Origin of the sequence: Pseudomonas fluorescens, assembly GCF_000730425.1 — a bacterium.
Taxonomy (GTDB): Bacteria; Pseudomonadota; Gammaproteobacteria; order Pseudomonadales; family Pseudomonadaceae; genus Aquipseudomonas; species Aquipseudomonas fluorescens_X.
The window spans coordinates 1,706,933-1,719,597 of record NZ_CP008896.1; the positions used below are offsets into that span (position 1 = coordinate 1,706,933).

Consider the following 12,665-nt stretch of genomic DNA (forward strand, 5'->3'; position numbering starts at 1 on the left):
AAGCGGTGTTTGGCGGTCCATTGCAAATCAATGGGTTGTGGCAAGCGGCGGCCATCTCAAGACAGGCAAAAACCAATGCGGGAGCGGGCTTGCCCGCTCCCACACAAGCCTGCACACACATTTGGAGTGTATTGCCAGAATCAGCCGCGTTCTGGCTGGAAGCGCACCACGAAACCCTTGAGGTTTTGCTGGCGCCCCAGCAGGTCCCGCAGGCGGTCAGCCTCGGCACGCTCGATCAGCGGCCCAACAAACACCCGGTTCTTGCCATCGGCAGTACGGATATAAGCGTTATAGCCCTGGCTGCGCAGGGTTTTCTGCAAGGCTTCGGCACTTTCGCGATTGGACAGGCTGGCGAGCTGCACCGACCAACTGATTGGCAGGCCGTTGGGATCGATACGACTTTGACCCACATCTGGTTTTCCCGGTGCAGCAGGCTGCGGCGCCACCGGCTTTGGCGCCGGAGCAGGTGCAGCAGGCTTGGCCGCCACCACGGGTACGGGGGTAGGCTTTACTACAGGGACGCTCGGCGGGATCGGCGCCGAAGGCGCTTGCTGCTCGGCGATGTCCGCATCGCTCGGCACCGGCTCTTCCTCGGGCAACGCCTGCGGCTCGGGCACCACCACCGGCTCGACCTGGACCTGCGGCATCACCGGGGCCTGTGGCGCAGCCGGCGCTTCAACCGTTACCTGGCGCTGCTCGTCCTGGCGGGAAAACAGCATCGGCAGGAAAATCACCGCCAATGCCACCAGCACCAGGGCTCCAACCATTCGCTGCTTGTACGCGCTATCCAGTAATGCCATGTGCAGCTTCCTCCGTGGAGCGCCGGGCCAACCACTCAAGCGCCTCGGCAACACAATAAAATGATCCGAACAACAGAATCTCGTCCTCGGCCGTCGCTACCGTGCATTGAGCCTCCAACGCAGCGGCCACGCTTGCATGGGACGTCACCATCGCGCCAAGGTTCTGCAACACAGCCTGCACATCATCGGCCATGCGGGTACGAGGGGTATCCAGCGGGGCGACAGCCCAAGACTGCACACCGCTCAACAAGGGCGCGACCACACCCTCCAGATCCTTGTCCGACAACAAGCCAAACACCGCCAGGCGTCGACCCGCCGGAGCCTGGTGCGAAAAACGGCGCGCCAGGTACTGCGCAGCATGCGGGTTGTGCCCGACATCCAACAACAGGCTCAAGCGCTTGCCCTGCCACTCGAACGAGCGACGATCCAGGCGCCCGACCACCCGCGTACGCTGCAAGGTATCGGCAATCTGCCCGGCATTCCATGGCAGATCCAGCAGCAGGTAGGCTTGCAGGGCGAGCGCAGCGTTTTCCATGGGCAGGTTCAGCAGCGGCAGGCCGTGCAACTCGACAGCCCGGCCCCGCGCATCGACACCGCGCCATGACCAATGATCGCCGGCCACGTCCAGGGAAAAATCCCGCCCCCGCAGGAAAAACGGGCAACCCAGCTCACGCACCTTGTCCAGCAAGGTGTGCGGCGGATCCAGGTCACCACACAGCGCCGGCTTGCCCTGGCGAAAGATTCCGGCCTTTTCATAAGCCACGGATTCGCGGGTATCGCCCAGGTATTCGGTATGGTCCACGCCTATGCTGGTGACCAGCGCCAGGTCGGCATCCACCACATTGACGGTATCCAGGCGACCACCGAGACCGACTTCCAGCACCACCACATCCAGCAGTTCGCGCTCGAACAGCCAGAACGCAGACAGGGTGCCCATTTCGAAATAGGTCAGGGAGATTTCGCCACGCCCGGCATCCAGCGCCGCAAAGGCTTCACACAATTGCTCATCGGTGGCTTCGACACCGTTGAGTTGCACGCGCTCGTTGTAGCGCAGCAGGTGTGGCGAGCTGTAGACACCAACCTTCAAGCCCTGGGCCTGCAATAACGCAGCGACAAAGGCACAGGTAGAACCCTTGCCGTTGGTGCCCGTGACCGTGATCACTCGCGGTGCAGGCCGGCCCAACCCAAGGCGGGCCGCTACCCGTTGCGAACGCTCCAGGCCCATATCGATGGCTGACGGATGCAACTGCTCAAGGTAGGCAAGCCATTCGCCCAGGGTTCGTTGGGTCATAGGTTTGCAGGCACCGGCGGAACAACGATGGGTTCGACTTTAGGCGCGACGTATACCGGTGTCGGCAAGCCCATCATCTGTGCCAGCAGATTGCCCAGGCGCGGACGCAGCTCGGAACGAGCGATGATCATGTCGATCGCCCCGTGCTCCAGCAAGAACTCGCTGCGCTGGAAGCCTTCTGGCAGCTTTTCACGCACGGTCTGCTCAATCACGCGCGGACCGGCAAAACCGATCAGTGCCTTGGGCTCGCCGACGATCACGTCACCGAGCATTGCCAGGCTGGCGGAAACGCCGCCGTAGACCGGGTCGGTCAGCACGGAGATGAACGGGATTCCTTCTTCACGCAGACGCGCCAGTACCGCAGAGGTCTTGGCCATTTGCATCAGCGAGATCAACGCTTCCTGCATCCGCGCACCACCGGAGGCGGCGAAGCAGATCATGGGGCAGCGGTTTTCCAGGGCGTAGTTGGCGGCACGCACAAAACGCTCACCGACGATGGCACCCATGGAGCCCCCCATGAAGGAGAATTCAAACGCCGACACCACCACCGGCATGCCCAGCAGCTTGCCACTGACGGAGATCAGCGCGTCTTTTTCGCCGGTCTGCTTTTGTGCTGCGGTCAGGCGGTCCTTGTACTTTTTGCCGTCGCGGAACTTGAGGCGGTCCACCGGCTCCAGGTCAGCGCCCAGCTCGGCACGACCATCGGCGTCGAGGAAGATGTCGATACGAGCGCGGGCGCCGATACGCATGTGGTGGTTGCACTTGGGGCAAACGTCCAGGGTCTTTTCCAGTTCCGGGCGGTACAACACCGCGTCGCAGGATGGGCACTTGTGCCACAGACCTTCAGGGACCGAGCTTTTCTTCACCTCGGAACGCATGATCGAGGGGATCAGTTTGTCTACTAACCAGTTGCTCATGCTTTCTTTCTCCAGTACCGGTGGCTTGAACACAGCCCCGCGTATGCCCTTGAGCTAAATTCATTGATGTGGCGATAACAACTGCAGGACGGGGTCAGACGTTCGACCAGCCATTTCCTGCACCTGCCCTCAGCCCTCCAGACAACCCGCCAGTGCGTGATTGCCACTTCATTGGCGCCGCCCGAAGGCAACGCCGGCCTGTTTTACACAGGGGTAGTTACTGACGGCGGCAGACTGCCAGCCGTCACATCGCGCCACTGCTGCTGCGTACCGCCTGCATGAATGCGCGGATCCGGCCATGGTCCTTGACGCCCTTGGCCTGCTCCACCCCGCCACTGACGTCGACGGCATACGGGCGAACCTGGGCAATGGCCTGCGCCACATTGTCGGCGCACAAGCCGCCCGCCAGGATGATCGGTTTGCTCAAGCCCTGGGGAATCAGCGACCAATCAAAGGCTTCACCCGTACCGCCAGGAATGCCCTCGACATAGGCATCGAGCAGAATCCCGCTGGCTCCAGTGTAGGCGGCGCAACTGGCGGCGATATCATCACCGGCCTTGACCCGCAGTGCCTTGATATACGGGCGATGGTAACCGGCGCACTCGTCCGGAGTTTCGTCGCCATGGAACTGCAACAGGTCCAGGGGCACGGCATCCAGGGTTTCATTGAGCTCGCAGGCGCTGGCGTCGACGAACAGCCCTACGGTGGTCACGAACGGCGGCAAGCCGGCAATGATCGCCCGGGCCTGCTGCACCGTCACCGCCCGGGGGCTCTTGGCATAAAACACAAAGCCAATGGCATCAGCCCCCGCCTCGACTGCCGCCAGCGCGTCTTCCATGCGGGTAATCCCGCAAATCTTGCTGCGAACGCCTGACATATCGTCGGAACCTCAAGGGGCTGTCCAGGAAAGTCCCGGATGGTAACAAATGCTTTTCCGGGCGTCAGCCGCCAAGTTCAGTGAAGCCTGTGAGGAAGTGTGGCCCGATGAAACGCTGCGGCAGCTCGAACTCCTCGCGGTACTCCACATCCACCAGATACAGGCCGAACGGATGCGCCGTCACCCCACCGGTACGCCGCACCCGGCTCTCCAGCACTTCCCTGGCCCACTCCACCGGGCGCTCGCCGGTGCCAATGGTCATCAGCACCCCGGCGATATTGCGCACCATATGGTGCAGAAACGCCCCGGCACGGATATCCAGGACAATCATTTTGCCATGGCGTGTCACCCGTAGGTGATGGACCTCCTTGATCGGCGACTTGGCCTGGCACTGGCCGGCGCGGAACGCACTGAAATCGTGGACCCCTACCAGGTGCCGGGCCGCCTCGGCCATGCGCTCGGCGTCCAGCGGACGGTGGTTCCAGGTGATTTCTTCGTTCAAGTGCGCCGGACGGATCTGATCGTTGTAGATCACATAGCGGTAACGCCGGGCAATGGCCTTGAATCGCGCGTGGAAGTGCGCCGGCATGACCTTGGCCCAACTGACGCTGACATCATGGGGCAGATTGATATTGGCCCCCATGACCCAGGCCTTCATCGAACGCTCGGCCTGGGTGTCAAAATGCACCACTTGCCCACAGGCATGTACGCCCGCGTCGGTGCGCCCGGCACACATCAATGACACCGGCGAGTCGGCGACCTTCGACAGGGCCTTCTCCAGGGTTTCCTGCACGGTCAGCACGCCAGAGGCCTGGCGTTGCCAGCCGCGATAGCGCGAACCTTTGTATTCCACGCCCAGGGCGATTCTGAAAAAGCCGGCGGCCGCCATTTCGGCGGCCGCGTTATCTATATTTGCCAAGAGCTGAGAGCCTGATGAGTTGCGCAGAGGTCGCCATTATAAAGCGGCGAAGCAGCAACGCCACGCCTAAAACCGCAGGAGCCGGCTTGCCGGCTCCTACAAAAGCGGTCAGGCCAGGCGGCTGAGCATTTCCTTGGCTTCGCTGCGCTGGCCGTCATCGCCTTCGGTGAGGACTTCGGCCAGGATGTCACGCGCACCGCCTTCATCACCCATGTCGATATAGGCCTGGGCCAGGTCCAGCTTGGTGGCGACTTCGTCGGTACCCGACAAGAAGTCGAACTCCGGCTCGTCGTCACCCTTGGCCGCGTCTTCAGCGGTGAAGCTCGGCTCGATCGACGGGCTTTCCAGGCTCTGCGACAGGCGCTCCAGCTCGGCGTTGACATCGTCAAGCTCCGAAGCGAACGCATCCGGCTTGTCCAATGGCGCGGGTTCGTCGGCCAGGGACAGGTCGAAGTCTTCCGGCAAGTCAAAATCGCCCAGTGCGGCCGGCGCCAGAGTGGGCGGCTCTACCGGTGGCAGATCTTTCATCTGCTCTTCCAGGCCCGAGAGGAAGTCATCGTCGGACTGGGAAACCGGCGCATCCAACTGCAAGTCAAGGTCGAAATCCGATAGATCGTCCTCGCCGGCCTTGGTGTCGGTCTGCTGTTGCAATACCGATTCAAAGCTCAGGTCATCGACCTCGGGCGCAACCACTGCCGGCGATGCGGCCTCCAGGTCATCCAGGCTCAGGTCGAAGTCAGTATCGAAAGCGTCGGTTTCAGCCGTGGCGGTAGGCGCCGGTTCTTCCTGGAGCAGGTCCTTGACGTACTGTGCATCCAGCGCAGCGGCGGCGACTGCCGCACTGACGCCCGCCGCCAGCACGGCCATGGCCGGGTAGCGACTTTTCAACAGTTCGACCTGAGCGTGATTCTCGCCGTTGGCGACCAGTTGGCGCTCCTGGGTCACGAAGCCATCCTTGTCGCCCTGCTGGCCGTAGACTTCCAGGAGTTTGAGGCGCAGGTCACTGCGCTTGGGCTCCAGCTGGATCGCCTCCTCAAGTACGGCTGCTGCCTGGTTCAAGTGCCCACGGTCCAGGTGGGACTGGGCCAGTGCCAGGGCGTCGGAGGAGCCGGGCTCGATGATGGGCTTGCTCGGCGGAGCCATGCTGGTCGCTGGGGCTGGTACAGGCGCCACCGGGACTGGAGCTGGAGCTGGAGCTGGAGCTGGAGCTGGAGCCAGCTTGACGTTTGCCGCCGGGACTTCAAGGCCTTCGAAGCTGTCCGACGACAAGTCCTGTTCAAGCTTCGAGGAAAACTCCGGCTCCTCGGCCAGTGCTCGCGCCATGCGCAGGTGTTTTTCCTCTTCCAGGCGCGCATTGCGATGCCGCGCCCATAGCAGCAGGAGCAACAACACTAACAGGCCAGCAGCACCGCCGATCACTCCAAGAACGATGGGGCTGGTCAGCAGGTCATTGTATTTGCCTTCGGTACTGGCCACGGGCGCAGGCTCAACCGGGCTTTCCACGGGTGCAGCCACAGGCGCTTCGGCGGCCGAAGCCGATGCAGCAGGTGCTGCAGCCAACTCGGCAGGCATCACCGCAGGCTGCGCCGGGACGCCGCCCTCTGCCTGCAACTTGGCCAATTGGTTGTTCTTCAGTTCGATCAACCGTTGCAACTTGTCCAACTGACTCTGCAGGTCAGTCATGCGGCTTTTCAGTTCTTCATTTTCACGGCGGGTCGAATCCAGGCTTTCCTGGGTCACTGCCAACTTGTTGCTCAAGGCCTTGCTATCACCCGCCGCGCCTTTGACACCCGCCTTGGCGGCCTCGGCCGAGACCAGGCTCAGGTTGTCCTTGGCGGCTGTTTGCGACGGCGCAGCACCGGCCTGGGTGCGCTTGGTGGCGTCCAGTTGCTGACGCCCCGCGGCCTGATTGGTGGCGCCGCGACGCCCCTGGCGCCAGGCCGCGTTCTGCGCTGTCACTTCGGCAATCGCCTGGGGTTGCGGCAGGCTGGTGCTTTGTACCGGATCCGGCAGGCGCAATACCTGGCCGGTTTTCATGCGGTTGATATTGCCGTCGACAAATGCATCCGGATTCAGCGCCTGGATCGCCAGCATGGTCTGCTGGATCGAGCCGCCATTGCGATTTTTCGCGGCGATTTCCCAGAGGGTATCCCGGGAAGTCGTGGTGTGCTCGGGCGCCTTGCTTACGCCGCCGGTGGCAGGTGCTGCGAGACGCGGCGCCGGGACGCCGGCCTGCGGGGCCTGTTGCTCGAACTTGGCCGGGTCCAGCAATACGCTGTAGTCACGCATCAGCCGGCCATTGGGCCATTGCACCTGCAACAGGAAGCGCACATAGGAATCGGGTAATGGTTTGCTGGACGTGACGCGAACCACGCTGCGACCGCTGGGGTTGAGCACCGGTGTGAACGTCAGCTCATCGAGGAACGCCCGGCGATCGACACCCGCATCCACAAAGGCCTGGGAAGACGCGAGGCTAGGCACGATATCGGAAGCTGTCAGCCCACCCACGTCGAGCAACTCGATCTCCACCGACAACGGCTGGTTCAACTTCGACTTGAGGGTCATCTCCCCAAGTTGCAGCGCTTGCGCCATACCGGAGGACAGCGCCGAGACGGCCGCTATTGCTAACACCAGTTTGCGAACTTGAACCATAGCCTCATCCTTTGTTTGAACACTCCTCGGCTCGCGAGAAGGTTGGGTACCGCTGCCATTCGGCATGGCGAGCCGATGGGTCACCGACGCGCAACTTTTCCTGCATGGGGCCAAGCATAGCGCTTGGCTAGAATCAATCTACAAATTGCCGCCAAGTATCTTTTACACAAGGCGTTTTATCAACAACTGTGCCAGCTGCACGGCGTTAAGCGCAGCACCTTTGCGTACGTTATCTGACGTCAGCCACACGTTTAGTTCCGCTGGGTCGTCAATACCGGCCCGCACCCGGCCAACGTAGACCACGTCCTGACCGACCGCATCCCCAACCGCTGTAGGGTAATCACCCTCTTCCACCAGCTCGATGCCCGGCGCCGACGCCAACAGGCGATTCACTGCACCAAGGTCCACAGCCGCCGCCAGTTGCAGGGACACGCTCAGGCTATCGCCAAAAAACACCGGAGCTTGAACACAGGTCGCGGAAATCTTCAGCAAAGGTAATTCAAGCAGGCTGCGCAGTTCGTGGACCAGGCGCTTTTCCAGGGGGGTGTGGCCCTGCGCGTCGGGCGTGCCGACCTGGGCCAACAGGTTGAAGGCCATTTGCCTGTCAAAAAACCTGGGCTCCAGGGGCCGCACATTCAGCAGCTCGGCAGTTTGCCGGGCCAATTCGCTGACGGCTTCACGGCCCTGGGCAGACACGGCCAGGTTGGCAGTGACGCTGACACGCTGGATGTCCAACAGGCCGCGCAACGGTGCGAGGAGCACCGCCAGGTAGCTGGCGCACGGGCTTGGACTGCCGACCTGGAAGGGCTTTTTCAAATCGTCCAGCACCTGGGCATTGGCTTCCGGCACAACCTGGGGCGCCTGTTCGGCCGGCAAGGCGCCAGACAGGTCGATCAATGAGCAGCCGGCTGCCGTGGCGCGCGGGGCAAAACTCAGGGTGACCGCAGGGCCTGCCGCGAAGAAGGCCAGTTGTACCTTGCTGAAATCGAACTCATCGACTTCCCGTACCCGCACATTCTTGCCGCGAAACGGCACCGACGCGCCGGCCGACTCGCTGCTGGCCAGCAGGTGCAAGGCGCCCACCGGGAAGTCCAGTTCTTCGAGGATCTGCACCAGGGTTTCGCCAACCGTACCGGTGGCGCCGATTACGGCGATATCAAAGGTCTGGGTCATGGAGGCTGCCTCGGGCATTGCGGGGGGAGCGGCACTTTACCGGGTGGTGGGGGGTGAGGCAATTGGCCTGGGCTTTGTGGTGTGCCCGCGATGACGGCCCCAGGCACAACAAAAAACCCGCGCCTGTCACCAGGGCGCGGGTTCCTTTAACACCATGAAGCGATCAACGCTCCAGCAGGATCCGCAACATCCGGCGCAACGGCTCGGCCGCGCCCCACAGCAGTTGGTCACCCACGGTGAAGGCGCCCAGGTACTGGGTGCCCATGTTCAGCTTGCGCAGACGCCCCACTGGCACATTCAGGGTACCGGTAACCTTGGTCGGGCTCAGCTCCTGCATGCTGATCTCACGGCTGTTGGGCACCAGCTTGACCCATGGGTTGTGCTGGCTGATCAGCCCTTCGATATCGGCAATCGGCACATCTTTGTTGAGCTTGATGGTCAGCGCCTGGCTGTGGCAGCGCATGGCGCCGATGCGCACGCAGATACCGTCCACCGGGATCGGGTTCTTGAAGCGCCCGAGGATCTTGTTGGTCTCGGCCTGGGCCTTCCACTCTTCACGGCTCTGGCCGTTCGGCAGTTCCTTGTCGATCCATGGGATCAGGCTGCCGGCCAATGGCACACCGAAGTTCTCGGTCGGGTAGGCTTCGCTGCGCATGGCCTCGGCCACACGACGGTCGATGTCGAGGATCGCGCTGGCCGGGTCGGCCAGTTGATCGGCAACGGCAGCGTGGGTCGCCCCCATCTGCTTGATCAGCTCACGCATGTTCTGCGCACCGGCACCGGAGGCCGCCTGGTAGGTCATGGCGCTCATCCACTCCACCAGCCCGGCTTCGAACAGGCCGCCCAGGCCCATCAACATCAGGCTGACGGTGCAGTTGCCGCCGACATAGTTCTTGGTGCCGGCGTCGAGCTGCTGGTCGATGACCTTGCGGTTGACCGGGTCGAGGATGATCACCGCGTCATCCTGCATGCGCAGGCTGGACGCCGCGTCGATCCAATAGCCCTGCCAGCCGGCTTCGCGCAGTTTGGGGAAGACTTCGCTGGTGTAGTCGCCGCCCTGGCAGGTCAGAATGACGTCGAGGGTCTTGAGCTCTTCAATGTTGTAGGCGTCCTTGAGCGGGGCGATATCCTTGCCCACGGACGGCCCTTGGCCACCGACATTCGAAGTGGTGAAAAACACCGGCTCAATAAGATCGAAATCCTGCTCTTCCAGCATCCGCTGCATGAGCACGGAACCGACCATACCGCGCCAACCGATCAGACCTACACGTTTCATCGCAACTACACCTTGTTAAAAAGTGGGCCGCCTTGCAGCAACAACTGCAAGCGGGCCCGAGAGATTACAGATTCCGCAGCGCGGCGACTACTGCGTCGCCCATTTCCTGCGTCCCGACCTTGGTGCACCCCTGGGACCAGATGTCGCCGGTGCGCAGGCCCTGGTCCAGCACCAGGCTCACCGCCTGCTCGATGGCATCCGCCGCATCCGCCAGGTTGAAGCTGTAACGCAGCATCATCGATACCGACAAAATGGTCGCCAGCGGGTTGGCAATGCCCTGGCCCGCGATATCCGGCGCCGAACCGTGGCACGGCTCGTACATGCCCTTGTTGTTGGTGTCCAGGGACGCCGACGGCAGCATGCCGATGGAACCGGTAAGCATCGAGGCCTGGTCGGACAGGATATCGCCGAACAGATTGTCGGTGACGATCACGTCGAACTGCTTCGGTGCGCGCACCAGTTGCATGGCGGCGTTGTCGACGTACATGTGGCTCAGCTCGACGTCCGGGTAGTCCCTGGCCACTTCTTCGACGATTTCGCGCCACAACTGGCTGGAGGCCAGGACGTTGGCCTTGTCTACCGAGCAGACCTTCTTGCCGCGCACACGGGCCATGTCGAAACCGACGCGGGCGATACGGCGGATTTCGCTCTCGCTGTACGGCAGGGTGTCGTAGGCCTGGCGCTCGCCATTTTCCAACTCACGCACGCCCCGTGGCGAGCCGAAGTAGATACCGCCGGTCAGCTCGCGCACGATCAGGATATCCAGGCCCGCGACCACTTGCGGCTTGAGGCTCGACGCGTCGGCCAGTTGCGGGTAGAGGATCGCCGGGCGCAGGTTGCCGAACAGGCCCAGTTGCGCACGAATTTTCAGCAGACCGCGCTCCGGGCGGATGTCACGCTCGATCTTGTCCCATTTCGGCCCGCCCACGGCGCCGAGCAGCACTGCATCGGCCGCGCGGGCACGGTCCAGGGTTTCGTCAGCCAGGGGCACGCCATGCTTGTCGATGGCCGCGCCGCCGATCACGTCGTGGCTCAATTCAAAGCCCAGGCCGTACTTGCTGTTGGCCAATTCCAGGACCTTGACCGCTTCGGCCATGATTTCCGGACCGATACCGTCGCCAGGGAGAATCAGAATCTGCTTGCTCATGCTTTCCTCATTTCATCGGGCGACCTGCCCATGGGCAGGTCGGGAAAATTATTTGCGTTCGGCCCAGACCACCAGCACGTCGGTGCTGAAGGTGCCGTCGGCTTGAATCTCGAAATAGTCGCGGACTTCCTGGCCCATCGCCTTTTGCAACGCCAGGATCGCGGCGCGCAATACCTCTGGCGTGCGCATGCGCTCGACCCACGAGGTGTATTCCAGGCGCAGGCGCTGGCGGCTGCTGTTGCGCACATGCAGGCCGGCTTCGCTGAGCAGGCGCATCCACTCGCCGGCCGAATAATCGCGCACGTGGCTGGTGTCACGCAGCACTTCGACGGTTTGCAGATAAGTGTCCAACAGCGGACTGCCCGGTGACAAGACATCGACAAAGGCTGCCACGCCGCCCGGCTTGAGCACCCGGCGCACTTCGCGCAGGGCCAGGCCCAGGTCACTCCAGTGATGGGCCGAGTAGCGGCTGAACACGAAGTCGAACTCGCCATCGGCGAACGGCAAGCGCTCCGCGGCGCCGTGCAGGGTGCGAATATTGTCCAGGCCCCGGTCCGCCGCGGCGGCGGCAACCACGTCGAGCATCGGCTGCGACAGGTCGTAGGCCACCACTTCTTTGACCAGCGGTGCTACGTGGAAACTCACGTGACCGGCGCCACAGCCCAGGTCCAGCAAGCGTGCAGCGCCCTGCCCGGCCAGTTCGGCCTGCAGCAGTGCAAATTCGCTGCCCTGGGCGTGCACGGCACTGCTCAGGTAGGCCGAGGCCTGTTCGCCGAATTGTTTTTGCACGACTTGGGTGTGGGCGGTGGTGGTCATGGTGATGCTCCTGGCTTTTGTGTTGCTCATACAGGCCCTTTCGCGAGCAAGCCCGCTCCCACATTCGACCGAGTTCCTTCAGTTGAAATGCGGTCGAATGTGGGAGCGGGCTTGCTCGCGAAGGGGCCAGTCCAGCCTACATAGAATTACGCATCACGAAACAACCAAGGCTGGCTGGCCCGGTGCTTGGCTTCAAACGCTGCAATGGCATCGCCGTCCTGCAAAGTCAGGCCAATGTCGTCCAGGCCGTTGATCAGGCAGTGTTTACGGAACGCATCCACTTCAAAGTGGTACACCTTGCCGTCCGGGCGGGTCACGGTTTGCGCGGCCAGGTCGACGGTCAGCTGATAGCCCTCTTCGGCCTCCACCTGTTTGAACAGCTCGTCGACTTCTGCGTCGGTCAAGATGATCGGCAACAAACCGTTCTTGAAGCTGTTGTTGAAGAAAATGTCGGCATAGCTCGGCGCGATGATGCTGCGAAAACCGTATTCTTCCAGGGCCCACGGCGCGTGCTCACGGCTGGAGCCGCAGCCGAAGTTTTCCCGCGCCAGCAAGACACTGGCGCCCTGATAGCGCTCGGCGTTGAGCACGAAGTCCTTGTTCAACGGGCGCTTGGAGTTGTCCTGGTAGGCGTAGCCCACGTCCAGGTAGCGCCACTCATCGAACAGGTTGGGACCAAAACCGGTGCGTTTGATCGACTTCAGGAACTGCTTGGGGATGATCTGGTCGGTGTCCACGTTGGCACGATCCAACGGCGCGACAAGACCTGTGTGTTGGGTAAAAGCTCTCATCGGGTA

At 62.4% G+C, this 12,665-nt stretch carries 11 protein-coding genes; all 11 read right to left on the minus strand.

Annotation, left to right across the window (positions count from 1 at the left end):
* Nucleotides 1-140: 140 nt before the first annotated feature.
* Entirely contained in the window at nt 141-800 is a 660-nt protein-coding gene (locus tag HZ99_RS07310; protein ID WP_038442048.1) for an SPOR domain-containing protein, read from the minus strand.
* Nucleotides 784-2,091 carry a bifunctional tetrahydrofolate synthase/dihydrofolate synthase gene (gene folC, locus HZ99_RS07315; protein WP_038442049.1) on the minus strand — a complete coding sequence of 436 codons (1,308 nt, stop codon included), beginning with the start codon at nt 2,089-2,091 and terminating at the stop codon, nt 784-786. The genes HZ99_RS07310 and folC overlap by 17 nt, the downstream gene beginning before the upstream one ends.
* Nucleotides 2,088-3,008 (minus strand): acetyl-CoA carboxylase, carboxyltransferase subunit beta, encoded by a 921-nt coding sequence (accD, locus tag HZ99_RS07320; RefSeq protein ID WP_038442050.1) that lies wholly within the window; start codon nt 3,006-3,008, stop codon nt 2,088-2,090. The genes folC and accD overlap by 4 nt, the downstream gene beginning before the upstream one ends.
* Nucleotides 3,009-3,252: 244 nt before the next feature.
* A complete protein-coding gene (locus HZ99_RS07325; RefSeq protein ID WP_038442051.1) occupies nt 3,253-3,885 on the minus strand; it encodes a phosphoribosylanthranilate isomerase in 633 nt (210 codons plus the stop codon).
* A 64-nt stretch (nt 3,886-3,949) separates the two neighbouring features.
* Nucleotides 3,950-4,774 carry a tRNA pseudouridine(38-40) synthase TruA gene (gene truA, locus HZ99_RS07330; protein WP_038442052.1) on the minus strand — a complete coding sequence of 275 codons (825 nt, stop codon included), beginning with the start codon at nt 4,772-4,774 and terminating at the stop codon, nt 3,950-3,952.
* A 138-nt stretch (nt 4,775-4,912) separates the two neighbouring features.
* The gene (locus tag HZ99_RS07335; protein ID WP_038442053.1) at nt 4,913-7,456 is read right to left on the minus strand and encodes a FimV/HubP family polar landmark protein; all 2,544 of its coding nucleotides are present in this window, start codon (nt 7,454-7,456) and stop codon (nt 4,913-4,915) included.
* Between the two features lie 162 nt (nt 7,457-7,618).
* Nucleotides 7,619-8,629, minus strand: a complete 1,011-nt coding sequence (locus HZ99_RS07340) for an aspartate-semialdehyde dehydrogenase (RefSeq protein ID WP_038442054.1) — start codon at nt 8,627-8,629, stop codon at nt 7,619-7,621.
* 163 nt (nt 8,630-8,792) lie between these two features.
* A complete protein-coding gene (gene asd, locus HZ99_RS07345; RefSeq protein ID WP_038442055.1) occupies nt 8,793-9,905 on the minus strand; it encodes an aspartate-semialdehyde dehydrogenase in 1,113 nt (370 codons plus the stop codon).
* Between the two features lie 64 nt (nt 9,906-9,969).
* Entirely contained in the window at nt 9,970-11,052 is a 1,083-nt protein-coding gene (gene leuB, locus HZ99_RS07350; protein WP_038442056.1) for a 3-isopropylmalate dehydrogenase, read from the minus strand.
* Between the two features lie 48 nt (nt 11,053-11,100).
* Nucleotides 11,101-11,868 carry a class I SAM-dependent methyltransferase gene (locus HZ99_RS07355; protein WP_038442057.1) on the minus strand — a complete coding sequence of 256 codons (768 nt, stop codon included), beginning with the start codon at nt 11,866-11,868 and terminating at the stop codon, nt 11,101-11,103.
* A gap of 146 nt (nt 11,869-12,014) precedes the next feature.
* A complete protein-coding gene (gene leuD / locus HZ99_RS07360; RefSeq protein WP_033901804.1) occupies nt 12,015-12,659 on the minus strand; it encodes a 3-isopropylmalate dehydratase small subunit in 645 nt (214 codons plus the stop codon).
* Between the last annotated feature and the right edge of the window lie 6 nt (nt 12,660-12,665).

What these genes read in the sequence shown, in the direction of transcription:
- HZ99_RS07310 (WP_038442048.1), bottom strand. Translation starts at nt 800, where the DNA reads ATGGCATTACTGGATAGCGCGTACAAGCAGCGAATGGTTGGAGCCCTG.
- folC (WP_038442049.1), bottom strand. Translation starts at nt 2,091, where the DNA reads ATGACCCAACGAACCCTGGGCGAATGGCTTGCCTACCTTGAGCAGTTG.
- accD (WP_038442050.1), bottom strand. Translation starts at nt 3,008, where the DNA reads ATGAGCAACTGGTTAGTAGACAAACTGATCCCCTCGATCATGCGTTCC.
- HZ99_RS07325 (WP_038442051.1), bottom strand. Translation starts at nt 3,885, where the DNA reads ATGTCAGGCGTTCGCAGCAAGATTTGCGGGATTACCCGCATGGAAGAC.
- truA (WP_038442052.1), bottom strand. Translation starts at nt 4,774, where the DNA reads ATGGCGGCCGCCGGCTTTTTCAGAATCGCCCTGGGCGTGGAATACAAA.
- HZ99_RS07335 (WP_038442053.1), bottom strand. Translation starts at nt 7,456, where the DNA reads ATGGTTCAAGTTCGCAAACTGGTGTTAGCAATAGCGGCCGTCTCGGCG.
- HZ99_RS07340 (WP_038442054.1), bottom strand. Translation starts at nt 8,629, where the DNA reads ATGACCCAGACCTTTGATATCGCCGTAATCGGCGCCACCGGTACGGTT.
- asd (WP_038442055.1), bottom strand. Translation starts at nt 9,905, where the DNA reads ATGAAACGTGTAGGTCTGATCGGTTGGCGCGGTATGGTCGGTTCCGTG.
- leuB (WP_038442056.1), bottom strand. Translation starts at nt 11,052, where the DNA reads ATGAGCAAGCAGATTCTGATTCTCCCTGGCGACGGTATCGGTCCGGAA.
- HZ99_RS07355 (WP_038442057.1), bottom strand. Translation starts at nt 11,868, where the DNA reads ATGACCACCACCGCCCACACCCAAGTCGTGCAAAAACAATTCGGCGAA.
- leuD (WP_033901804.1), bottom strand. Translation starts at nt 12,659, where the DNA reads ATGAGAGCTTTTACCCAACACACAGGTCTTGTCGCGCCGTTGGATCGT.